Genomic DNA, 23732 nt, shown 5'->3' with positions numbered 1-23732 from the left:
GCCGCGCCTGAAATAGTCGTTCAATGCGGACGATGGGCGGCGACATCCGCCATTTGTTCCTGGTTTTCCGTCTTGCCGTCCTTCAGCGCTTCGAGGCGCGCGGCAACCCGATGATCGCCGGGGTTCTCCTCGCGCTTCCATGGCACGCGGCCTTTCAAAACGCCGGATTCATGGACGATTTCAGCGACGGTTTCTTCCTGCCGGTAAGCCATGACATGCACGCCCGAAACGCCCTTGATCTCTTTCACCTCGTTGATGATGTCGATGCAGAGCTGTTTGCCTTCTTTTTTCTGATCCTGCGCGCCTTCCAGCCGCTTGATGATCGCATCCGGAATATGGATGCCCGGCACGTTGTTGCGGATCCAGTTTGCTGTTTTCGCAGATGCCAACGGCCCGACACCGACGAGAATGTAGCATTTCTCGTCGAAGCCGAGATCGCGCACCTTCGTCATGTAGTCGCGGAACATCGGCACGTCGAAGCAGTACTGGCTCTGGACGAACTGCGCGCCGGCCTCGATCTTCTTGCCAAGGCGATAGGGGCGGAAATCATAGGGTGGCGCGAAGGGATTGATCGCAGCGCCGAGAAAGACCTGCGGGGGCGTCGTCAGCTTGCGGCCGGACAGAAACTTGCCACTGTCGCGCATGGTCCGCACGGTTTCGAGCAGCGACATGCAATCGAGGTCGAAGACCGGCTTGGCCCCCGGCTGGTCGCCCGCCTGCACGCCGTCGCCGGTCAGGCACATGATGTTGGTGACGCCCATGGCGGCGGCACCCAGCACGTCGCCCTGGATGGCGATGCGGTTCTTGTCCCGGCAGGCAATCTGCATGATCGGCGCATAACCCATGCGGGTGAGAAGCGCGCAGATGCCAACCGACGACATATGGCAATTGGCGCCGGACGCATCGACTGCGTTGATACCATCCACCCAGCCTTCGAAGATCGCGGCGCGCTCGTAGACATCTTCCGGATTGGCGCTATCAGGCGGGTTGAGTTCGGCCGTGACGGCGAATTCGCCGCGCCGCAGAACGCGCTCCAGACGACCGCGGGAAGAGTGACCCGGCTGGGGATCGAGGGGAAGATGGCGGCCAAGGGGATTTTCATCGATATGGGCCATGCGTCAGCTATCCTTGCCGGCTGCTGCGGCCGCTTCACGCGCTTCGGCGGCCTGCGCCGTGACGCGCAGCCAGGAGGATGTTTCCCTGAGCGACTGGTTGACCGGTTTCTGTACGTTCATGATCGCGTCCCCCTTCGCCATGTTTCGCGAGCCTTCCCAGGCCTTGACCCAGACACAGGGCATATCGGGCTCGACTTCGCAATTGCCATTGGCGCGCACGCCACCGCAAGGACCGTTGCGCAACTGCTTCGGGCAGTTCATCGGGCAGGACATGCCCGTCGAAGACAAGACACACTGGCCGCACATGCGACAGTCGAACAAAAGCCCTTTGACATTGCGTTCGACGAAGGTGACCGGCGCTTCCACGCGGCTGTAGCCAATCGTCTTCCACAGCGGATGAAGCAGCAGGAAGAGATTGGCGAAACGGTGGTAAAACCATTCGAGAAAGCGCGAATGGCGCACCGCCCAGAGGCGGATCGTATAGCTGCGCCGCGCGCGGCGGTTGGGCGAAACGCCGGATGGCGTGTAGGCGCCCGTCGCGGCTTTCTTTGCAGGGGCGGCGTTGCCTTTGGTGTTGTTCACGACGGGCGCGGTGTCAGCCATTGTCTTTGCCGCCGGATTTGACAAGAGCCACCAGACGGTCCCTGTCGTAGGCCGCTTCCAGTTCGGCTGCGGCCTTGTCGGCTTCCATCTCCAGATCGTCGGAGACTGGCGTCGGCTCGGCCTTGCGCCATTCGGCCAGATAGTCGCCGCTATCGGCCGCACCGGTGCGCATGGCGCACATGTCGATCGCCTCGGTAAAGCGCAGGGTCAGTTCGCGTTTTGCAGTCTTGCGGCCCTGCTTGATGATGACCTGCGCCGGAATATCGCGCCAGTAAACGATAATGCGATCTGCCATATGCCCGAATTCTCCTCTTGGCCGACAATGCGCATCCACATGCGTCATGGCTCACCTTGGCACGACGCCGGTCATGCTTAAAAGCGACCCGGCACCGGTATCGAAGAAATATCTACCAGATGCCGCGCGTAAATCCGTTCCAGAGCCATGTCCAGACTGGCGGATGATACCACTGGCGCGACGGTCCGCCGACCGTCAAGGGCCTGAGGTTGCCCGCAAGGGCGTCCTCGACGGCGCGGATGGCGATATCGGTTGCGGCAGCGGTTTGCAGCAGGGGGTAGGTGTGCAGCGTGTCCTCTTTCGAAGGTGCCATGCGCGATTGGTACAGAATGCCGCCGGTATCGACGCCCTTGTCGACAAGATGCACTGTCGATCCGAAATTCCGCTCGTCGCCAGCGATGCGCGACCAATAGCCTCCCATCAGGCCGCGATACTGCGGATTGATCCCGGCATGGAAATTGATGACGGGGCAGGGGATTGCGGCAAGTATGCCGGATGACAGCATGCGGCAGCTGACAAGGAAGACGACGCCGGGATCGAGCCGGCGGATATGGTTGATCGCCTCAGTCGAGTTGACCGAGAGGATGTCGATGACCGGCACGGTCGGATTGATCGTGTCGCTGACATTGTACTGGCGAATTATCTCCTGCGCGCGCTTCTCGGTAAAGCGTTTGCCGAATTTCGACACGACCATCGTCGCCAGTTGCCCGGCCGCCATCGCTCGTCCGAGCTTGCGCGCGCGGCGTTTGAAAAAAACCGTCTTCGATTCCGGCTTCTCGAGCAGGACTGACACTGTTTCGAAGCGGTGTTGAAGCGCGTTGATCAGAATTTGCGGATTTCGGCCCCCGGCCGTGACGACCAGGACTGGCCGCTTGTTGCTCTGGGTCATGGCCGGGTCCGACGCTCAGATGAGGAAAACAAGAAAGGCGCCAGCGGCTGCGACGACCGTCGCCGCGATTGCGATGGCCGTCACCCCGATCAGCGCGCCGGCGACGAGGCCGATGCCGTCCCGTTCCATATGGGCAAAGCCGATCACCGCAAGCGCAAAGGCTGGCAACCAGTTGCCGAACGGAATGGGAAGGAAAATGACGATGGCGAGAACAAGTGCGAGCAGCCCGATCAGCCGTTCGGCAAGACGGCCGGACAGAAACCAGCCGCGCGGTTTGATGACGGTTTCGGCGCGCTGCAGCCAGGGAAGGATGCGGTTGACGAAGATGAAGAAGGTGGCGTTGTCGAACGCATAGTCACCCATACGCCTGGGCAGCCAGATGCGGCTGCGGCTGGAGGCAAACATCTGCCAGGCGACGAAGACCAGCGGAAGCCCGAGGACGAAGGTGGCGCCCGGCGGCAGCGGAATGAGGTTGGGAAGCGCAAATACGACCAGAAAGGCGCCGAAGGAGCGATCTTCCATGGCGATGGCAAGATCCCGCAGACTGACTTTCGGACCTGCGTTGAGCGACAGGGTGCGCAGGAGCTGCGAGAGCTGCTGCGGATGATGGTCCGCATAGGGTCTTGACGATATCCCAGCCGCAAAAGTGTCTGCCATCCCCGTTTCCCCTCGTTCTGTTTTGAGAACAATCTGGCGGGTAGGCGTTACGATGAAATTAAATAAAATGCGCGGCAGGCAACCAAATTTCGTGAAGGATAACAAAAGGTTTTTGCCGTTGTTCAATGCGCTTCGAGAAGTGCCGGCAGAAGGTCGCCATATCCGGTGAACCGGTATTCGTAGGCAAGACCCAGTGTTTCGGCCGCAGCCATCGCCTTGGCCTGCAGCTTTTCGTCTTCCACCTGCGAGAGATAGACGAGTTTCTTGTAGTGTCCAAAATACATGTCCCGCAGTTCCGGATGACGATCGAGGCCCAAGGGCTCGATGACGAAGGCCTCGAACTGGCGGGCTAGGAAATCGGTGAGGAAGAAGGAGGTGAAATCATCGTCCCAGGCCGCTTCGAAGGCCGTATTGCCGGCAAAAAAGGAATAGCAGTGCGGTCCGTCGATGCGCTCGACCTGTTCTTCCTTGCAAAGACGGTCCAGCAGACCCCCGGTGCCGCAGTCGGCATAGGCGATGAAGATCCGGGCAAAGCCTTCCGAGCGGGCCTTGTCGATGGCTTCCTTGATGCCGGGGGTAATCTTCTCCGGCGTGTTGTGCCAGATGGCGGGAAGACAGGTGAGGTCGATGTGGGACAGCCGGTTGGCTTCGCAGATCGCAAGGATTTCACGGGCAATCGCGCCGCAACCTATGACGTGAACCTTTTCCGCTTTCACGCGTTCCATAGCCGGAGATCTTTCTTCCAGGTCCATTTACCCGTCACAAAGTGTAAGGAATTCACACCATGACAGCAAAGACAATCGCCACCATCGGTCTCGTTCTTTTCTCGGTTACAACGCTTGCGTCTTGCGGCAATACCATTCGCGGCATGGGCGCCGACGCTGCCAATACGGTGGATGCGACCCAGGATGCAGGCCGCAAGGTTGATCGCGCCGCCAACTAACGTGTGATCTGACGAGCAAAAACCGGCACGCCTGAGCAAGGCGGCCGGTTTTTGTCTTCTCCGAATCCGGATTAGGCGCCGGACAACTGGTTATGCTTGCGCTTCATGAAGTCCTTCGCGGTTTCGACAGCGACGGCCGCATCCCGGCAGTAGGCATCGGCTCCAACCGCCCGACCGAATTCCTCATTGAGCGGCGCGCCGCCGACCAGCACGACATAATCATCGCGCATGCCCTTTTCCTTCATCGTGTCGATCACAACCTTCATATAAGGCATGGTCGTGGTCAAAAGGGCGGACATGCCGAGAATGTCCGGTTTCTCCCGCTCGATGGCGTCGAGGTAATTTTCCACGGGATTGTTGATGCCGAGATCGACAACGTCAAAGCCTGCGCCCTCCAGCATCATGCCGACCAGGTTCTTGCCGATATCGTGGATGTCGCCCTTGACGGTGCCGATGACGACCTTGCCCTGCTTGGGCGCGCCGGTTGCGGCCAAAAGCGGCCGCAGGATGAACATGCCGGCCTTCATGGCATTGGCTGAAAGAAGGACTTCCGGCACGAACAGGATGCCATCGCGGAAATCGACGCCGACGATGCGCATGCCTTCGACCAGCGCCTGGGTGAGCACGTCATAGGGCGCCCAGCCGCGATCGAGAAGGATGCGGGTGGCATCCTCGATCTCTTCCTTCAGGCCGTCGTAGAGATCGTCATGCATCTGCTGCACGAGTTCGTCGTCGGAGAGATCATCGAGAATGATGTCATCGTCTGCCATGATAGGTTTCCTCGGTTCCTGGCGATGCCCGGCTCAACCTCCCGGACGGACTGGACTATACTTAGCTTTCCCGCTTCCAAAAGCTCTTTTCGAAAGCGACGCCGCAGCCGGCAAAAAACGACGGTTCCGGCTGTCTTTGCGGCTGCGCGATGTGTACGCCTGCAAAACAAGATTTTATATGACGAAGCCCGGCGATTCTGCCAAGCGCCGGGTTGCGGCACGCACAATCCTCCGGCACGATTTGAGGGGTGCCGTGTTCGAGTTGCGCCACCCGTTGGCGCTTTGAGAACCGTTCCGGTGCAGGGGCTTGGTAGCATAGACTCGGCAAGGGCGCATCGGCTGCGCGGGAGAGGATGAGAAATGAGCGACGTTACGGAACAGACGGAAGCAACCGGCGGCCGCAGGACACGGGGAGAAGGTCGCGGCGCGGCGGCGCGGCGTGCATCCCGCACCGGCGGAGGCGCTGCGCCATCGCTTCCCTACATAACGCGCAAGATCCGGGAATATGAAGTTCTTGACGAGGAAGGTCTGGCGCTGATCGAGCGCAATGCGGATACGATCCTTGAGGAAATCGGCATCGAATTTCGCGAGGATGCCGAAGCGCTTGATTTGTGGAGGCAAGCCGGCGCCGATGTCCGGGGCGAGCGGGTGCATTTTCCCAAGGGTCTCTGCCGTGAAATCCTCAAAACCGCGCCTTCGGAGTTCACCTGGCATGCCCGCAATCCCGAGCGAAGCGTACACATCGGCGGCAAGGCGACGGTGTTTGCGCCGGTCTACGGCCCGCCCTTCGTGCGCGATCTGGAGGGTGTCAGACGCTATGCGACGATCGAGGATTTCCGCAATTTCGTAAAACTCGCCTATATGGCGCCGTCGATGCATTCGTCGGGCGGCACGGTTTGCGAACCTGTCGATATTCCGGTGAACAAGCGCCATCTCGATATGATCTACAGCCATATCAAATATTCCGACAAGCCTTTCATGGGCTCTGTCACGGCGCCGGAGCGCGCCGAGGACACGATCGCCATGGCGAAGCTCGTTTTCGGCGAAGATTTCGTCGAGAACAATTGCGTCACGCTGAACCTGATCAACGCCAACTCGCCGATGGTTTTTGACGAAACCATGGTCGGGGCGCTCAAGGTCTATGCGCGCCACAACCAGGCTTGCGTCGTTTCGCCTTTCATTCTCTCCGGCGCCATGAGCCCGGTCACAGTCGCTGGAACCTTGACGCAGATTCTGGCGGAAGTTCTGGCCGGCGCATCGTTTACCCAGTTGATCCGCAAGGGCGCGCCGGTGCTGTTTGGAACCTTTGCTGCGTCGATCTCGATGCAATCGGGCGCACCGACCTTCGGAACGCCTGAGCCGTCTCTGGTGTCCTATGGCGCGGCCCAGCTTGCCCGTCGTCTCGGCCTGCCATTCCGCACCGGCGGCTCGCTCTGCGGCTCCAAGGTTCCGGACGCGCAGGCAGCCCACGAATCGGCCAACACGCTGAACATGACGCTGCTTGCCGGCACGAATTTCGTGCTGCATGCGGCCGGTTGGCTGGAAGGTGGCCTTGTGTCGTCCTACGAGAAGTTCATGATCGATCAGGATCAGCTCGGGATGATGCAAAAGATGGCCGAGGGGATCGATCTTTCGGAAAGCGCGCAGGCGCTCGATGCCATCCGCGAAGTCGGCCCCGGCAGCCACTATCTCGGCTGCGCCCATACGCAGGCAAATTTCCAGACAGCCTTCTACCGCTCGGCGCTTGCCGACAACAATTCATACGAGCAGTGGGAAGTCGAGGGCGAAAAGCGCGTCGAACAACGTGCCAATGCGCTGGCCCGCAGCTGGCTCGATCACTACGAGGCACCCTATCTCGACCCTGCGACCGACGATGCGCTGAAGGCCTATATCGCCAGCCGCAAGGATTCGATGCCCGACGCCTTCACCTGAAGCGAGCCCGAAAACGCCAGGGAGCAAGGCGGCGCGGCACAGGTGGCAGACCTCATCCAGAAGGAGGTCTGGCGTCCGCATTATATTCGCCAGGGACCGAAGCCGAAATGACCGGCCCGGCCCACGACAGCGTTTTGAACAATCTCCGTGCGGCGTTCGAACCGCACGGTATTTTTTTGCGCGGCGTGGTGACCTTCGGCGAGGACGAGCCCGCGCCGCTGCTTGCCAACGGACGACCGGCGCTCAGCGTCGTCTTGCTCGGCAATGTCGGACGGTCCATCTGGCCGGACTTCACGCGATGGCAGGGGCTGCCCGAAAATCGCGATCGGCCGGATCCACTGGACAACTGGTCGAAAGCAGTCATCGGGCCGGTTGCGCAGGCCTTTGGAGCGACCGCCTATTTTCCGTCCGATCCGCCTTGGCAGCCTTTCCAGCAATGGGCAACGCAGGCAGAGGGACTGCGGGCCTCGCCGCTCGGTATTCTCGTTCACCCGCACTATGGTCTCTGGCACGGCTATCGCGGCGCGCTGGGATTTGGCGATGTCCTTCCCGCCAATGGTTCGGTCGCGGCGCCGCATCCGTGCGATCAATGCGCCGACCGTCCCTGCCTGTCGACCTGTCCGGCCAGCGCTGTCGAGAGCGATGGTTTTCACGTCGAAGCGTGCAGGCAGCATCTGGGCACGGCTCAGGGCCGCACAGGCTGCATGTCCAGCGGATGTCTTGCCCGCAATGCCTGTCCGGTCGGGGCAGATTATCGGTATGGTCCCGAACAACTGCAGTTTCACATGGCTGCCTTGGATTTGTAGAAATTCTGCCCGCATTCCGGCATTGTCGCGTGTCATGCCCGTTCTTTTTCGATAGGGGCAGATATGTTTCGTTTCCTGTGCTTCGGTGTGCTCATGACCGCCTCTGCTTTCTCCAGCGGTAAAGCCGCCGCAGCCTGTCGCAAGGTCGAGCACCTGACACAGCCTTTTGCCGTCTGCACCTTTGACCCGACCGCGGACGATATCCGGATACTGCATCGCGGTCGCGACGGACGTCCCTATGGCGGCTTCGACAGAGTATCGCTCGATCTGAGACAGGAAGGCGAGTATCTGGAATTTGCCATGAACGGTGGCATGTATGAGCGCGACCTCAGTTCCGTCGGCCTTCTTGTGACTGATGGCGTCGAGCGCAAGGCGCTTGACCGCGGCGAAAGCTGGGGCAATTTTTACCTGAAGCCGAACGGCGTTTTTTTTCTAAAAGATGGCAGGGCCGGCGTCATGGAGACCGAGGCCTATGCTGCGGCGGGGATGTCGCCCGATTTCGCGACGCAATCCGGGCCGATGCTCGTCATCGGCGGAGCCTTGCACCTGGCCTTCCTGCCGCAGAGCGACAGTCTGCAGATCCGCAACGGCGTCGGCGTTTCGAAAACGGGTGAAGCCGTTTTTGCGATCTCCCTTGTCCCCGTCCGCTTCCATGACTTTGCGACGCTGTTTCGCGACCAACTGAATTGCCCCGACGCGCTGTTTCTGGATGGTTCGATCTCAAGCCTTTTCGCACCCGGTCTTGATCGCTATGACAACGCTAACCCGATGGGGCCGATTATCGCAGTGGTGAAAAAAGCGCCGGGTTCCTGAAATAAATTGCACCCGGACCCAAGGATCGGGCTTTGCGAAACGTCCTATGCTCGGTTGCAACAGATATGGCTGGTTCGCCTTGGACGAAAACCTGATCGAGAGGGCTAGGAACGGCGACCGTAGCGCCTTTGCTGCCATCGTGGAACAGCATTATGATTTCGTCCACGCCGTCGCGTGGCGCTGGTGCGGCAATGCCGCCGATGCGGAGGATGTCGCCCAGACGGTATGCCTGAAGCTCGCGCAGGCGATTCGCGGCTTTCGTGGCACAAGCCGGTTTCGCACCTGGCTTTACACGCTGACTTTGAATGCCACCCGCGACCATCAGCGCGGCAGGGCACGCGAGCAGCGGAATGCCGCGAACTACATGGCCGATCCGACGGTGACGGCCGCCAACGACAATCGCGATCAGGCCGAAGCGCTCTGGGAGGCGGTGCGCCAATTGCCGGACAAGCAGGCCGATGCAGTGCTTCTGGTCTATGGCGAGGGGCTGGCCCATGCGGCGGCAGCCGAGGTCATGGGATGCGCGGAGGCCACGGTGTCTTTTCATGTGCACGAGGCGCGCAAACGCCTGAAGATCCTGCTCGGCAGGGAGACAGTATGATGAACGATGACCTGAACACGCTCAAAACCATGACGCCCCCGGCGCCTTCGGCAGAAGCCCGCGCCCGTACGCTGTCGCTCGCAATGGCGGCATTCGACGCGGCCGAAAAAACGTCGACCGCTACCCAAGGATTGAACGTAGAACGGCGTCAAAGCTCCATCTTCAACAGGCTATGGAGCCCCGTCATGAACAGGAAATTTCTTGCAGGTTCGGCACTCGCCACCCTGATCATCGCCCCCGCCGCCGCATTTCTGACGCTGGAACTGACGAGAGGTAGCCCGCCGATGGATACGGGTGGGCAGCCTGTCGTCATTGCTGAAAACAAGGTGGACCAGAAGGAGGACGTCAAATCGGTCACTCCTTCGCAAAGCGCAACCGAACGCCCGGTCAAACATGAGCCGTCGCCGGAGGAGAATGCACACCGTGCACGTTCTCAGGAGGTCGGAGAGCAGTTACAGGACGGAGGCAGCGCTGCGGACAACTCAGATGATGACTTTTCGGCTGACCGGATGGCCGCGCTTCTGAATAAACAAAGCCAGCAAGGCATACGTCACGAGTCTCTCGGTGCGACGAGGTTCAGGCAGCCTCTATCTGCCGAGCCGCAGGATAACGTTGCTAATGCAGAGGCAGCATCTCCCCAACGGGCCCAGGGAGCGATCGCGGCTGCCCCTGCCATCGAGCAACAGGTGGTCGGGGGACGCGTGATGCAACTTGATCCGAAAACTCAGACGATGCCCCAAGGAGAAAACCGCGATCGCTTCACCTCTGCTGACACCAACCCGGTGAAATCGGTCGCTACGGATCCGGTATCAACGTTCTCTGCCGATGTCGATACGGCCTCCTATTCCTTTGCCCGCAAGGCGCTGATGGCCGGGCAGATGCCGGACCGCGACAGCGTGCGCGTCGAGGAGATGATCAATTATTTTCCCTTTGACTGGCCGGCTCCGGATAGCAAGGACCAGCCCTTCAAGGCGACGGTGACCGTTCTGCCAACGCCGTGGAATGCCAATACCCGGCTGATGCATGTCGGAATCAAGGGCTACGACGTGGTGCCCGCCACGGCGCCGCGCGCCAACCTGGTTTTCCTGATCGACGTTTCAGGGTCCATGGACGAGCCGGACAAGCTGCCGCTGCTCAAAAGCGCCTTCCGCCTTCTGGTCGAGAGGCTGAAGCCCGAGGATACCGTCTCCATCGTCACCTATGCAGGCAATGCCGGCACGGTGCTGGAACCAACCGCGATCCGGAACAAGGCGAAAATCCTCTCGGCAATCGACAGGCTCGAGCCCGGCGGATCGACGGCTGGGGCGCAAGGGCTGGAAGCCGCCTATGATCTCGCGCAACGGGCCTTCGTCAAGGATGGTGTCAACCGGGTCATGCTGGCGACCGATGGCGATTTCAATGTCGGCCCGTCAAGCGACGAGGATCTCAAGGCGGTCATCGAGAGAAAGCGCAGGAGCGGGATTTTCCTCTCCGTACTCGGGTTTGGGCGCGGCAATTACAATGATGCGCTGATGCAGACGCTGGCCCAGAACGGCAACGGCACGGCCGCTTATATCGACACGCTGGCGGAGGCGCAGAAGTCGTTGGTGGAGGAGGCTGGATCATCGCTCTTCCCGATTGCCAAGGATGTGAAATTCCAGGTTGAGTTCAATCCGCAGGCAATCGCCGAATATCGCCTGATCGGCTACGAGACGCGTGCCCTGAGGCGGGAAGATTTCAACAATGACAGGGTCGATGCCGGCGATATCGGGTCCGGTCATACAGTCACAGCGATCTACGAGATCATGCCGAAGGGGAGTCCCGCCGTGCTGAACGACGATCTTCGCTATGGCGCGGCTGCGTCGGAACAGCAGGCGGAGGCGGCAGGGCAGTCCGGCGAACTGGCCTTTCTCAAAATCCGCTACAAGAAGCCGGACAGCGATACGAGCAGCCTGAGCAGCACGCCGGTCACGGAAAAGAACGCGGCGGTTTCGCTGGAACAGGCGTCGCCGGATGTTCGATTCTCCGTCGCGGTGGCTGCCTTCGCCCAGAAGCTGCACGGCACGGATGCGGTTTCGAAGTACGCTTATGGCTCGATCGTCGATCTTGCCGCCACAGCCCGGGGCGACGATCCCTACGGCTACCGGGCGGAATTCCTCAATCTTGTCCGTCTGGCAAAAAGCATCAGCGGCGAATGAAGCCGCTGGTGGTCACGCCTTCGGAAAAGCCCGTTCGAGACCGCCGGAGCGGACAAGACCGGTCCTGAAGGCGAGATAGGCGGCGTGCTGGCTGGAGCGCGCCGCTTCCATCAGGCGGATCTGCAACCGGGCGGGAGCATGGGTGCCCAGCCACTCGCCCAGCTTTTCGAGTTTCAGCGAATTCAGAAGACGCGCCTCGGAGGCAAGGCTGAGATGGTGGTAGAGGCCTTCGACCAGATTTTCATCCTGTGCCGCGTTTTCCATCACAAGCTCCAGCATCGCCCGGTCGCCGTCGCCCATGTCTCTCAGTTTCTCGGTAACGGAATCCCGGTTCAAAAAATTCCCTGTGGCCCGCATAGTATCGCCTCACATCCGTCCTTGTTGTGCGTTCGCGGTGTTGTAACCACGAAAACTGGACCAGAACTGGAGTCCGGAAACGAAACAGTCTTCGGATCAGCTCCGGCGGCGGCTGCCGCGTTCGCGGACAGGCGCGGACGGGGTTTCGTTGGCTGTCTTGTTGCGCATCGGGCCGATCCGCTCGACGATAGTTTCGATGGTCGGGCGTTCGCCTGGAACATAGCTGTCGAGGGCAACGCGCATGGCCGCCAGATGTTCGCAAGACGTGCCGCAGCAACCGCCGATGATCTTGGCGCCGGCGTCGCGGGCAAGACGCGCATAGTCCGCCATCAGCGGCGGCGTGCCGGAATAGTAGATTTCCGCGCCGCGAAACTCGGGAATGCCGCAATTGCCCTTGACGATGATCGTGGCGGACGGGTTGGCTTCTGTCATGTCGAGAAGTGACGAGAGGATGTCCGAGGCTCCGACGCCGCAATTGGCGCCGGTCGCAATCGGGCCATTGCCGATATCCTGCGCCACCGCGAACATATCCTTCGGATGCAGGCCCATCATGGTCTTTCCGGCGGTGTCGAAGGAGCCGGTATAAACATAGGGCAGGCCGACCTTCACCGCGGCTTCGGCAGCAGCGCGGATTTCCTCCGGCGAGGACATGGTTTCGATCCAGGCAACCTCGGCGCCGCCGGCTTTCAGGCCCTCGATCTGTTCGGCGAAGGAGGCCACCGCCTCTTCATAGGTCATGGCACCCAGCGGAACCAGAAGTTCTCCGGTCGGCCCAACGGAACCTGCGGTGATCACCTTGCGCGGCGCCTTGTCGGCAACGGCGCGGGCGATTTCCGCGGCACGCTTATTGAGTTCATGCACACGGTCCTGCGCCTGATGCAGTTTCAGCCTGTGCCGCGTGCCACCGAACGAGTTGGTCAGGATAATGTCGGCGCCGGCATCGACGAAATCCTGATGCAGCTTGGTGATGTTTTCCGGCTTTGCTTCGTTCCAAAGTTCCGGCGCTTCACCGGCCTCCAGCCCCATGGCAAAGAGCGACGTGCCCGTCGCGCCATCGGCAAGCAACACGCCCTTCTGCGCGAGAAGATCGGAAAGCGGGTTGGAAGACACGGACATGGAGGCTGTTCCTGGTTGGTCGGTTTGGATCATATAAAGATATCTTTATGTGAACGCAAGGGCCGGCGTCAGTCGGCTCTCCGCCGGATGTCCGATCGCGCAGAGAGACCGAGGCCGAAAACGCCGAGCGCCAGCAGCATCCATTGCGGGTCGGCACGGTTGAGAACAAAGGATTCCAGCATGCCGTTATAGGTCATGAAAACAACGATCATGACGCAGAAATCAGCAAAATTCCGGCTGCTTTCACGGCGCGCGGCGCGCATGTAATCCACAAGCGGTTTTAGGAAAAGCAGCACGATGAGCAGACCGCCGCCGGGAATGCCGAAGGTCAGGAGTGCATCCAGAAACGTATTATGCGCCGAAATGATGCCGCGCACGTCCCAGTCCGCCTCGAAATTTGCCTCCATGCCGCGAATGACCGGCGATTGCCAGAAGCTTGCATAGCCGTGGCCGAACATGGGGTGCGCGGCGATGCTTTCGGTAGCGAACTGCCAGATCGCGTCACGGCCGGTAAAGGTGTAGTCCTCCAGGATGGCCCTGGTCGCTGCCAGAAGAGCCGGGGAGTAGATCGTTCCGACGGTCAGACAGCCGATCAGGATCGCAAGACAGAGATGGGCGAAGACCATCCCGCCCGGACTGCGGATGGCGCGACCGCCGAGGACGACGCCAATGGCCAGAGGCAGGAAGCCGATGGTGGTTTTGGAGCCGGTGTGAAGAACGAAGATGAGGGCAAGTCCCGTGATCAGCCAGCCGCGTAGGCGCAAGCCGGACCGGATGGTATAGATGCCGAACATGGCAAGCACGGAAAAGACCGGTGCCGTCACGTTCTTGTGGGACAGATGTCCGCGCCAAAAGCCGGCATGCCAGGATTCGAGACTCGATGCCTGATGGATCGCCTTGTCCGGTATGACGACAAGGGCTGCATAATTGATGATGATCAGGAACAGGACGGCATTTGCGCAGGCCGTGACGAAGTCCTTTTCGCTGCGTGGCAGGGCGAGGACCCCGGCAACGATCAGCATGGCCACAAGGCTGAGCGTTACGCCGCGCGCCGAAGCGACCATGTCGTAGGACTGGAGGCAGGATATATAGGCGATGGCAAACACGACAAGCCAGGTCGGCGAGGCGAGGCGCACGAAGGTCCGGGGATCCACGATCGCCAGCATGGCGAAAATATACAGGCCGCCCAGCCCGAGATAACCGATCTGGTTGACGACGTTGGCGGTGCTTGTCTGGGTCGGATCGGACGCGACATCGCCGACGAAGGGATCGAGCGTGAAGATCATCACGAACAGGCCGAAGCCCGACAGGAAGGCGGCTGCAGAGCGCAGACTGCGCGCCAGTCCATCCGGGGCCGGCTGCGCTGAGAGGGCTGTGGCGTCGGGGTGTTGCACGGCAGATGCGTCCATGAGTGGTTTTCATCCGCCCTTTGGCGTCTTTCGCGCCGCGACGGGGGTGCGACAAGCACATCATGGCATTGATCGCCAGGATCTCGCGCATTGTACGGCGTCATGGTTAAACCGCGGTAAAGCCCGCGCGGCGAATGAAAATTTACCTCGTTTCTACTTTTACCGCGCGCCCTGCTGCTGGCTTAAACAAAAATTTCGAAGGGTGGCATAAGGCTTGCTCGATCCTTGGCTACCCTCGCCCTCGACGGCGATTGTGTCTTTTTCTTTGGAGCGAACACGATCATGGACACTCTTGGAACAGTCCGGCCTTCCCGGCTGGATCAAACTGGAACGAGCGATCTGTCTGGTGTTCGGTTTTCCGTTCTCGATTCTTGGCGCGGCATCTGCGCATTGCTGGTCGCAATGATGCATTTTCCAGCCTCCGGCCCGCTATCCGAAAGCCTGATCATTCGCCACGCCTATTTGTTCGTGGATTATTTCTTCGTTCTGTCAGGCTTTGTGATCGCCCACCGGTACAGGGAATCGCTTTCCAGCGGTGTCGATTATCTCCGTTTCGGAATTTCGCGTGTCGGCCGCATCTATCCGCTGCATTTCGCGGTGCTGATGGTTTTCCTCGTCTTTGAACTCCTGAGGCTGACGGTGCCGGCCTTGCGCGGGGAGGGACCTGCCCCCTTTTCGGAAGGCAACAGCATACCGGAGCTGATCAACAGCCTCCTGATGCTGAATGGAACCGGCGTCGATAGCCGGCCGACTTGGAACAGCCCGAGCTGGAGCATCTCGGCGGAGATCTGGACCTACCTGATCTTCGGCCTTGCCGTCATGATCCTCGGCCGCCGTCACTGGATCGTCCTTGTGGCGGTTGTGATTGCCGGGATGGCTGCAATCCACGCGTGGTCGCCGACCACTATCGATACCACATGGCATCTCGGTTTGCTGCGTTGTCTCTACGGCTTCTCGCTTGGCGCGCTTCTCTATCACTGGCTTGGAAAAACACTCGTCGCCGGGCATGGCCGTGCGCGCGCGGCGGCGCGTCCGTCGCATGTCGCGACACTTGCCGAGGTGTTCACACTTGCAGGGGTTCTGGCTTTCGTCAGCGTCGCGGGGCGAGGTCCGGCGAACATCTTTGCCCCTTTCGTCTTCGCCCTGTCGATCTGCGTCTTCAGCTATCAGGGCGGCTTGGTCAGCCGTGTCCTGAACCGGCCGGCATTCCTGTGGCTCGGCACGTTGTCCTACGGGATCTACATGGTTCACATCTTCGTCCAGTCGCGCATGATCAACGTCGCCAGCGTACTGGAAAAAATCACTGGCATGCCGCTTGTTGGCTCGTTCAGGATCGGAGACGAAGCTTTTTTCGGGTTCGGCGTTCAGGGGCCTGTGGTTGGAACCGTTGTAACCTTAACGATGATCGCTGCCGTGATCGCAACTGCGCTCGTTGCGCATTTTCTCGTCGAGAGACCGGGCATCCGGCTGTCCAGGGCGCTTGCCGCCAGGCTGGGGCGAAAACAGGCTGTGGCCGAGCCGAGTAAACTTGCCCGGTCCATCCTTTCGTCCCCAGCACGCTGAGCGATCTGTCGGGGAAACCCGGAACGGTTCTCAGGCTGCCTCAAGGTGGCTGGTGGGTGTCACCATGGCGGAAATGACGGTGGCAAGATCGAGCCAGCCGACAGGCTTTCCATTCTCGTCGATGACATGCGCGGCTGTCTGATTGGCAGAGGTCATCATCCGGGCGGCATTTTCCAGAACGGTGCCGAGTTTGAGCGGGATGCCCTGTGGATCACCGGCCAGGGGCTTCATGATGGTTTCGACATTGATGACCCGGCCGCGGTTCACTTCCTTGACGAAAGCGGTGATGTACTCATCGGCCGGGTTGAGGACGATCTCCTGTCCTGTGCCCTGCTGAATAACTTTGCCATCCCGCAGGATAGCGATCTTGTCTCCAAGCCTGAGTGCTTCATCAAGGTCATGGGTGATGAAGACCACTGTCTTCTTCAGTTCCTTCTGCAGGTCGAGCAGCACTGTCTGCATATCGACGCGGATCAGAGGATCGAGCGCCGAATAGGCTTCATCCATCAGAAGAATGTCGGCATCGTTGGTCAGCGCGCGCGCGAGGCCGACCCGTTGCTGCATGCCGCCGGAAAGCTGGTTCGGATAGTTATTCTCGAACCCTTTCAAGCCAACGCGTTCGATCCAGCCCTGCGCCCTCTTGCGGCTTTCCGCATCCGGAACACCCTGAATCTCCAGTCCGTAGATTGTATTTTCAATGATCGTGCGATGCGGCAGAAGGGCGAATTTCTGGAACACCATGGCGGTCTTGAGACGGCGGAATGCGCGAAGATCCTTCTCGCTCATCTTGCAGACGTCGACGCCATCGTAGAGAACTTCTCCGGCGGTCGGGTCGATCAGGCGATTGATGTGCCGGATCAGCGTCGATTTGCCCGATCCCGACAGGCCCATGACCACCATGATGCCGCCTGCCGGCATGGAGATGTTGATATCCTGAAGACCGAGCACATGTCCGTATTGTTCGTTGAGTTCGGTCTTGGTCATTCCGCCCACGACCCGCTCAACATAGTCTGCGCCGTTGGGCCCGAAGATTTTGTAGAGGGCTTTGATCTCGATAGCGTGACTAGCCATGAACGATCTCCGAATGCTTCTGCAGGCGTTTGCCGAAGGCCTGGCTGGTACGGTCAAAAATGATGGCGATGGCCACGAGCGCGAAGCCGTTGAGGAAGCCGACCGTGAAGAACTGGTTGTTGATGGCCTGAAGTACGTTTCGGCCCAGCCCGCCAACGCCGATCATCGAGGCGATCACCACCATCGCCAGCGACATCATGATCGTCTGGTTAATGCCGGCCATGATCGTCGGCAATGCAAGCGGCATCTGCACGTTCTTCAGCCGCTGCCATGTCGAGGAGCCAAAGGCATCGGCCGCTTCCAGCACCTCCTTGTCCACCAGCCGGATGCCGAGATTGGTCAGCCGGATCATCGGCGGAATGGCGTAGATGACCACGGCGATCAGGCCGGGCACCTTGCCGATGCCGAAAATCATGACGACGGGAATGAGATAGACGAAACTGGGCAGGGTCTGCATCACATCCAGGATCGGATTGACGACCGACTGCGTCCGGTTGGAGCGCGCCATGGCGATGCCGATGGGAATGCCGACGATAACCGAGATCAGGGTACAGACAGTGACCATGGCAAGCGTGATCATCGTGTCGTTCCAGAGTCCGACCACACCGATGGCCATCATCGAAAAGACGGTGCCGATAACGATTTTAAGGTCGCGGCTGCCGTAGTAGACGATCGCGACCATGATGATGAGGATGATCGGCCAGGGAGAGCCGGTGAAAATTCCTTCGAGCGTATTCAAAAACCATTGCAATGGCTGAATGAGGGTGTCGATGACATCGCCCCAGGCACGAACGAAGGCCTTGAAACCGTCATCGATAAATTTTCGGACGACGCGGATCGCGCCATCGCTGATGGATGGAAATTTGCATAGAACGGTCGGCAGATAGCTGCAAACAGTTGCCATTCAGTCCCCCTTTATATGCCGAAATCGCTCAACCTTCGATGGCGGGCGGCGGCTCGAAACGCCGTCGGACAGAGGTCCGGTGTTGTTTCTTTTCGTCCGGAAGTGCTTTGCTGCAGAAGGCCGCCAATGCCCCATGTCCGGCGGCCTTCTGTCAGTTCTCGATGCTACAGAGCGGCCTTGACCTTTTCCGCTACATCCGGTGTGACCCAGGTGGTCCAGACTTCCGGATAAGTTTCCAGGAAGTGCTTGGCGGCGTCGGCATTGTTGCCCTGGTTCTCGTCCATCCAGGCCAGAACCTTGTTCACCGTCGCGTTTTCCCAGCTGCGCTTCTTGATATAATCCATCGCGACTTCGGCCTTTTCGGCAAAGCCCTTGGTAACGATGGTGTAGACTTCGGACGTCGGATAGCCGTTGACCTTGGGGTCGGGGCAGTCGGTCACGCTGGTGCAGCGATCCCATTCAGCCTTGTCCGTCTCCATGCCAAAGCCGAGCTTTGTCATCTCGTATTTGCCGAGAATAGCCGTCGGTGCCCAATAATATCCAAGCCAGCCGGCCTTCTTTTCGTAGGCGTTGGCGATAGAACCGTCCAGGCCGGCTGCCGAGCCCGTGTCGACCAGCGTGAAGCCGGCGGCATCGCCGTCGATCGCCTTGTAGAGATTGGTGGTGGAAATCTGGCAGCTCCATCCCGCCGGGCAGTTGAAGACGGCGCCTTTCGACGAATCTTCAGGCGCGGGGAACAGGTCGGGATGCTTGATCGCATCCTGGACGGTCTTGATATCCGGATGGGCATCGGCGAAATATTTCGGAACCCACCAGCCCTGTACGCCACCGTCGCTGAGGATTTCCGCAGCCTGGATCAACCGGCCTTCCTTGACGGCCGCATCGAGCGGGACGCGCAGCGAGTCCATCCACATTTCCGGGGCGACGTCCGGTTGGCCTTTTTCGTTCATCGAGGTGAAGGTCGGCATCGTGTCGCCGACGACGAGAGACGCGTTGCAGCCATAGCCATTGCTGAGGATGAAGGCATCGACCTGCGCGGCTACGCCAGCGGAAGCCCAGTTCATTTCGGCAATGCTGACATCGCCGCAATCTGCGGCCTGAGCCGAACCGGCCATAGCATAGACGCCGGCGGCGAGGATGGTGGAAGCGAGAAGCTTCTTCATGATTTAAGACCTCCCAGTCTTAATGCAGCCAAAAAATCGGGGCCGGCCAGAATACTGCTTGCCCTGGCGGCCATTGCTCAAGTCGAAGCGAGGGGCTGTTTGGCGAGGTCGCCGTATTCCCCGCTGCCACGGTATCCGGAGGTTTGTCTGCTTGCTTTCATCGCATGTCAGCCCTCTCTCTTGCCGTATGGGTAAGCCTAGATATTCTTAGGAAGAAATCAACCTCTCCCTTGTCAAACGGCCGTGATGACAGCCGTCGCTCTCATGGCACCTGGCGTGCAAGCTGTTGAAATATATAGCTGTGCGCGAAATTTTTGTGCAGATGCGTGACGATTGGCCGAAAAAACGGTCCGCACTCATAGGCTTTCAAGAAAGCGCGGCTGATTGCAGACGGATTCTGTTCAGTCTACGCCGTCCCGGATTTTTTCGGCATTTAAAAAAAAATCGAAAAAATCGCGAATTCACCTTTGCTTAAGGTCTTAATAACCATCCGGTAACGCCTGTCAGGCTAATTGTTCCCTGCGGCAGCAAACACTGCCGCCCGACCGGATCAGGTACTGCGTCCCGGATCGGCGCTTTCTTCGGGTGTACGCCGGAGAGCCGGATTGTCATGGCAAGCCGCACGGTTTCGTTGAGGAACCGGTGCGGCTTTTGCGTTGAACATCTGTCATCATACTGGTTGCGTCAGCAAAAAGCGTCGCCGGATTGCGAAAGGGACGACTTCGGGCGGATGCGGTGCTAGAGGATCGGCATGGCAAAAAGGATCATGCTTCAGGGGACCGGCTCGGATGTCGGGAAAACGGTGCTCGTGGCGGGGCTGTGCCGCCTGATGGCCAATCGCGGCGTCAAGGTCGCGCCTTTCAAGCCGCAGAATATGTCGAACAATGCCGCCGTCTCCGATGACGGTGGAGAGATCGGGCGCGCCCAGTGGCTGCAGTCGATGGCGGCGCGGGTGCCGTCGTCCGTGCATATGAATCCCGTTCTCCTGAAGCCGCAATCGGAAACCGGCAGTCAGGTCGTCGTCCAGGGCAAGGTCGCCGGACAGGCGAGGGGACGGGACTATCAGGCGTTGAAGCCGAAACTGATGGGCGCCGTCCTTGAAAGCTTCGAGCAGGTGAGCCGGGGCCGCGATCTTGTTATCGTCGAAGGTGCGGGGTCGCCCGCAGAGATCAATCTTCGGGCCGGCGACATCGCCAATATGGGCTTTGCGACCCGCGCCGGCGTTCCGGTGGTTTTGGTCGGCGACATTGATCGTGGCGGTGTCATGGCCTCGCTTGTCGGCACGCATACCATCCTGACGGACGACGATCGCCGCATGATCAGCGGCTATATCATCAACAAGTTTCGAGGAGACGTGACGCTTTTCGACGCGGGGATCGATGCGATCCGCGGCTTTACCGGCTGGCCGTGTTTCGGTGTCGTCCCATGGCTGAGAAGCGCCAAGCGTCTGCCGGCCGAGGATTCCGTCGTTCTGGAACGGCTGACGCGCGCCAACGGCCGGGCGCTGAAAGTGGCGGTTCCCGTCCTTTCCCGCATTGCCAATTTTGACGATCTCGATCCGCTGGCTGCCGAGCCGGAGGTCGATCTCGTCTTCGTGCCCGCCGGTGAACCCATCCCGGACGATGCGGGGCTGGTGATCATTCCGGGCTCGAAAGCGACAATTTCAGACCTCGCCGATGTGCGGGCCAACGGCTGGGATCGCGATCTGCAGGCCCATGTTCGGCGTGGGGGCCATGTCATCGGTATCTGCGGCGGCTACCAGATGCTCGGCCAGTGCGTCCGCGACCCGCACGGCATCGAGGGCAATGTCGCAGAGCTTGCCGGTCTGGGCCTTCTCGCTGTCGAAACGGAGATGGCGCCTGAAAAGACCGTTCGCAACAGCAGTGCCCGCTCGGCGGTTTTCGATGTGGTGCTGGAGGGGTATGAAATTCATCTCGGACGCACGACCGGCCCGGATTGCGCCAGTCCGATGGTCCTCATCGACGGTCGCGCGGACGGCGCTGTCTCGCCGGATGGCAGGGTGAGCGGAACCTATCTGCACGGGCTTTTCGCCAGCGACGCCTACCGCGCCGCCCTTCTCAAGAGCTTCGGCATCGAGGCGGGCGGACAGAACTATCGCCAGTCTGTTGACACGGCGCTGGACGACGTCGCCGTTGAACTCGAAGCCGTTCTCGACCCGGGCTGGCTTGACGGGCTGATGCCCTGATCGCCGGTTCCGCTCTCGATTGACAGCTTCCGCCAGAGGGCCTAATCATCGATGATTGGATGGTTCCCGTGCCGGTTTCCGGCTCGGGAGTAAATGGGAATGTGGAGGAGTGGACCCAAACCGGGCATTCTTATCGCAGCCGACCCCGCGACTGTAGAACGGTCAGGGTTCGCCATCCGGGAAAGCCGTCGTTTCCACCGGCCGCATGGTGCGGCGGCGCAATCTGCGGTCCAACCGGAAAAGCCACTGGAGTTGCAGTGCGATCAGCCGGGGCCGGACGCCTCTCACTCTACGAATCGTCCACCTCTTCGTTCTGCCCGTCGATTGCAGTCCTGCAATATGGCGTCAAAACTCCGGGAAGGCGAGGCGGACCCGTTCGGGCCTCAGAGAGAGGTTCGTGACGCCGTGAGCCAGGAGACCTGCCATCCGCAGGGCCCCGTCTTCGCCAGGGGTCCGCCCGACCCAGGGAGAGATACTCCCGATGCCAGCACGGAGGTTGTCATGGCTCTATCATCCCGCTCACGCGGCTTGCCCTTCATCTCGCGGCCCGCGGCTTGCGATCCCTCCGGCATGTGCTGAGGCCGGTATAATTTCATGACATCGATTGCAGCAGGATCCATGCTGGTCCTCGGCGGCGCCCGTTCCGGCAAATCGGCATTTGCCGAGCAATGGATCGTTCGGTCGGGTCTGGACAGGCACTATGTCGCGACGGGGCGGGCTTGGGACGACGAAATGCGGGCAAGAATAGCCCTGCACCGCGACAGCCGTGGCCCTGATTGGCAGACGCATGAGGAGCCGCTCCATCTTGTTGAGTGCCTGCACAGGATCGATGCGTCCGGACGGGCTGTTCTCGTCGATTGCCTGACCCTGTGGGTGACCAATCTGATGATGGAGAACAAGGACGTAACCGCGGAATTTGAAGGGTTGGCGGGCTTTGTCACGCAAGCGCAGGCCAGGCTCGTGTTCGTGTCAAACGAAGTCGGTCTCGGCATCGTGCCGGACAACCGCATGGCGCGCGATTTTCGCGACCATGCCGGCCGGTTGCACCAGATCATTGCCGCGAGATCTGCGGATGTCTATTTTATCGCGGCCGGATTGCCGCTGAAAATGAAGGGTTGATCCATGACCACTGCAAAGTCCGCCCAGGGTAAGATCCCGGCGACCGTCATCACCGGTTTCCTTGGCGCCGGCAAGACGACGATGATCCGCAACATCCTACAGAATGCCGGAGGGCGCCGGATCGCCCTGATCATCAACGAGTTCGGCGATCTCGGTATCGACGGCGACGTGTTGAAGGGGTGCGGCGCTGAGGCCTGTACCGAAGACGATATCATCGAACTTACCAATGGCTGCATCTGCTGCACCGTGGCCGACGATTTCATCCCGACCATGAGCAAGCTGCTCGACCGCCCGGACCGGCCTGACCATATCATCATCGAAACCTCGGGCCTTGCCTTGCCGCAACCGCTGATCGCCGCCTTCAACTGGCCGAACATCCGCAGCGAAGTGACCGTCGACGGCGTCATTACCGTCGTCGACAGCGCCGCCGTGGCCGCTGGCCGTTTCGCCGACGATCACGACAAGGTCGATGCGCTGCGCGTCGGCGACGACAATCTCGACCATGAAAGCCCAATCGAGGAACTGTTCGAGGACCAGCTGACGGCGGCCGACCTGATCATTCTCAACAAGACGGACCTGCTCGATTCGGTCGAGTTGGCTTTCGTTCGCAGGGAGGTGTCGTCGCGCACCAGCCGCAAGCCGACGATGATCGAAGCGAAAAATGGCGAGGTTTCCGCCGCCATTCTTCTGGGGCTGGGCATTGGCACGGAAAGCGACATTGCCAACCGCAAGTCGCATCACGAGATGGAGCACGAGGCCGGCGAGGAGCATGATCACGACGAATTCGACAGCTTCGTCGTTGAACTGGGTCCGCTTGCCGATCCCGCCGCTTTCCTCGAAAAGCTGAAGGTTGTCATCGCCACGCACGACGTGCTGCGTCTGAAGGGGTTTGCCGATGTGCCGGGCAAGCCGATGCGGCTTTTGATTCAAGGGGTCGGCACGCGCATCGACCAGTATTTCGATCGCGCCTGGGCTGCTGGCGAGGTGCGCCGGACACGGCTCGTCGTCATCGGCCTGCATGACATGGATCAGGCTGCCGTACGGGCTGCGATTGAAGCGGCGGTTTGAAATTGATGTGGGCGTTCGCGGATTACCCCCCTCTGTCACTGCGTGACATCTCCGCCACAAGGGGGGAGATCGGAAGGCAGCGTCGTCCGATCTCTACCAAAGCCAAGGCTGTGCTTAGGGTTGCCGCAATCGATCTCCCCCCTGGTGAGGGAGAT

The 23732-nt window shown here is 60.2% G+C and carries 23 protein-coding genes and 1 riboswitch; of the genes, 10 read left to right on the top strand and 13 right to left on the bottom strand.

Annotated elements, in window-relative coordinates:
- Positions 1–20: 20 nt before the first annotated feature.
- From PY308_RS13270 to PY308_RS13245, 6 genes are all read right to left on the bottom strand, one after another.
- Complete coding sequence (locus PY308_RS13270; protein ID WP_275783281.1) at positions 21–1115, bottom strand: methylenetetrahydrofolate reductase; 1095 nt, start codon at positions 1113–1115, stop codon at positions 21–23.
- A 3-nt stretch (positions 1116–1118) separates the two neighbouring features.
- On the bottom strand, positions 1119–1718 hold the full coding sequence (locus PY308_RS13265; protein ID WP_275783278.1) for a methylenetetrahydrofolate reductase C-terminal domain-containing protein: 600 nt from the start codon (positions 1716–1718) through the stop codon (positions 1119–1121).
- Positions 1711–2013 carry a virulence factor gene (locus PY308_RS13260; RefSeq protein ID WP_275783275.1) on the bottom strand — a complete coding sequence of 101 codons (303 nt, stop codon included), beginning with the start codon at positions 2011–2013 and terminating at the stop codon, positions 1711–1713. Before PY308_RS13260 ends, PY308_RS13265 begins: the two co-directional genes overlap by 8 nt.
- Before the next feature lie 112 nt (positions 2014–2125).
- Positions 2126–2902, bottom strand: a complete 777-nt coding sequence (locus tag PY308_RS13255; protein ID WP_275783272.1) for a formyl transferase — start codon at positions 2900–2902, stop codon at positions 2126–2128.
- 15 nt (positions 2903–2917) lie between these two features.
- On the bottom strand, positions 2918–3559 hold the full coding sequence (locus PY308_RS13250; protein WP_275783270.1) for an exopolysaccharide biosynthesis protein: 642 nt from the start codon (positions 3557–3559) through the stop codon (positions 2918–2920).
- A 122-nt stretch (positions 3560–3681) separates the two neighbouring features.
- A complete protein-coding gene (locus tag PY308_RS13245; protein ID WP_434064153.1) occupies positions 3682–4284 on the bottom strand; it encodes a DUF1638 domain-containing protein in 603 nt (200 codons plus the stop codon).
- Between the two features lie 59 nt (positions 4285–4343).
- Between PY308_RS13245 and PY308_RS13240 the strand changes: the two genes are divergently transcribed.
- Entirely contained in the window at positions 4344–4502 is a 159-nt protein-coding gene (locus tag PY308_RS13240) for an entericidin domain-containing protein (protein WP_060640439.1), read from the top strand.
- A gap of 71 nt (positions 4503–4573) precedes the next feature.
- Here PY308_RS13240 and PY308_RS13235 read toward each other — a convergent pair whose 3' ends face one another.
- Positions 4574–5272: a corrinoid protein gene (locus PY308_RS13235; RefSeq protein WP_275783266.1), complete on the bottom strand. Its 699-nt coding sequence runs from the start codon at positions 5270–5272 to the stop codon at positions 4574–4576.
- Between the two features lie 360 nt (positions 5273–5632).
- On the opposite strand from PY308_RS13235, the gene PY308_RS13230 reads away from it, so the two are divergent.
- The 5 genes from PY308_RS13230 to PY308_RS13210 all read left to right on the top strand — a co-directional run bounded on the left by PY308_RS13230 (position 5633) and on the right by PY308_RS13210 (position 11601).
- Entirely contained in the window at positions 5633–7204 is a 1572-nt protein-coding gene (locus PY308_RS13230; protein WP_275783264.1) for a trimethylamine methyltransferase family protein, read from the top strand.
- Between the two features lie 107 nt (positions 7205–7311).
- Complete coding sequence (locus PY308_RS13225) at positions 7312–8010, top strand: ferredoxin (RefSeq protein ID WP_275783261.1); 699 nt, start codon at positions 7312–7314, stop codon at positions 8008–8010.
- Between the two features lie 63 nt (positions 8011–8073).
- On the top strand, positions 8074–8823 hold the full coding sequence (locus PY308_RS13220; protein WP_275783258.1) for a phosphodiester glycosidase family protein: 750 nt from the start codon (positions 8074–8076) through the stop codon (positions 8821–8823).
- Positions 8824–8902: 79 nt separating this feature from the next.
- On the top strand, positions 8903–9424 hold the full coding sequence (locus tag PY308_RS13215) for an RNA polymerase sigma factor (protein ID WP_275783255.1): 522 nt from the start codon (positions 8903–8905) through the stop codon (positions 9422–9424).
- Entirely contained in the window at positions 9421–11601 is a 2181-nt protein-coding gene (locus PY308_RS13210) for a vWA domain-containing protein (protein ID WP_434064152.1), read from the top strand. Before PY308_RS13215 ends, PY308_RS13210 begins: the two co-directional genes overlap by 4 nt.
- 12 nt (positions 11602–11613) lie before the next feature.
- On the opposite strand, the gene PY308_RS13205 is transcribed toward PY308_RS13210, so the two are convergent.
- The 3 genes from PY308_RS13205 to PY308_RS13195 form a co-directional block, all read right to left on the bottom strand.
- Positions 11614–11958, bottom strand: a complete 345-nt coding sequence (locus PY308_RS13205) for a hypothetical protein (RefSeq protein WP_275783252.1) — start codon at positions 11956–11958, stop codon at positions 11614–11616.
- A 96-nt stretch (positions 11959–12054) separates the two neighbouring features.
- Positions 12055–13074: a betaine--homocysteine S-methyltransferase gene (bmt, locus tag PY308_RS13200; protein WP_275783250.1), complete on the bottom strand. Its 1020-nt coding sequence runs from the start codon at positions 13072–13074 to the stop codon at positions 12055–12057.
- Between the two features lie 68 nt (positions 13075–13142).
- Entirely contained in the window at positions 13143–14483 is a 1341-nt protein-coding gene (locus tag PY308_RS13195; protein WP_275783247.1) for an O-antigen ligase family protein, read from the bottom strand.
- A gap of 282 nt (positions 14484–14765) precedes the next feature.
- Here PY308_RS13195 and PY308_RS13190 point away from each other — a divergent pair, with 282 nt between their 5' ends.
- On the top strand, positions 14766–16046 hold the full coding sequence (locus PY308_RS13190; protein WP_275783244.1) for an acyltransferase family protein: 1281 nt from the start codon (positions 14766–14768) through the stop codon (positions 16044–16046).
- Between the two features lie 30 nt (positions 16047–16076).
- Here PY308_RS13190 and PY308_RS13185 read toward each other — a convergent pair whose 3' ends face one another.
- The 3 genes from PY308_RS13185 to PY308_RS13175 all read right to left on the bottom strand — a co-directional run bounded on the left by PY308_RS13185 (position 16077) and on the right by PY308_RS13175 (position 19184).
- Complete coding sequence (locus tag PY308_RS13185) at positions 16077–17117, bottom strand: quaternary amine ABC transporter ATP-binding protein (RefSeq protein ID WP_275783241.1); 1041 nt, start codon at positions 17115–17117, stop codon at positions 16077–16079.
- Positions 17110–18021, bottom strand: coding sequence for an ABC transporter permease (locus PY308_RS13180; protein WP_275783239.1), 912 nt, complete (start codon positions 18019–18021; stop codon positions 17110–17112). The genes PY308_RS13185 and PY308_RS13180 overlap by 8 nt, the downstream gene beginning before the upstream one ends.
- Before the next feature lie 164 nt (positions 18022–18185).
- Positions 18186–19184 (bottom strand): ABC transporter substrate-binding protein, encoded by a 999-nt coding sequence (locus PY308_RS13175; RefSeq protein WP_275783238.1) that lies wholly within the window; start codon positions 19182–19184, stop codon positions 18186–18188.
- Between the two features lie 751 nt (positions 19185–19935).
- Here PY308_RS13175 and PY308_RS13170 point away from each other — a divergent pair.
- From PY308_RS13170 to cobW, 3 genes are all read left to right on the top strand, one after another.
- Positions 19936–21390: a cobyric acid synthase gene (locus PY308_RS13170; RefSeq protein WP_275783236.1), complete on the top strand. Its 1455-nt coding sequence runs from the start codon at positions 19936–19938 to the stop codon at positions 21388–21390.
- Positions 21391–21433: 43 nt separating this feature from the next.
- Positions 21434–21831, top strand: a riboswitch (cobalamin riboswitch).
- Positions 21832–21984: 153 nt separating this feature from the next.
- Positions 21985–22509, top strand: a complete 525-nt coding sequence (gene cobU / locus PY308_RS13165; protein WP_275783233.1) for a bifunctional adenosylcobinamide kinase/adenosylcobinamide-phosphate guanylyltransferase — start codon at positions 21985–21987, stop codon at positions 22507–22509.
- A gap of 3 nt (positions 22510–22512) precedes the next feature.
- Positions 22513–23577, top strand: coding sequence for a cobalamin biosynthesis protein CobW (gene cobW, locus PY308_RS13160; RefSeq protein WP_275783232.1), 1065 nt, complete (start codon positions 22513–22515; stop codon positions 23575–23577).
- Positions 23578–23732 lie beyond the last annotated feature (155 nt).

The sequence above is a fragment of the Pararhizobium gei genome (assembly GCF_029223885.1).
Lineage (GTDB): Bacteria > Pseudomonadota > Alphaproteobacteria > Rhizobiales > Rhizobiaceae > Pararhizobium > Pararhizobium gei.
This window is presented reverse-complemented; position numbering and strand designations above follow the sequence as displayed.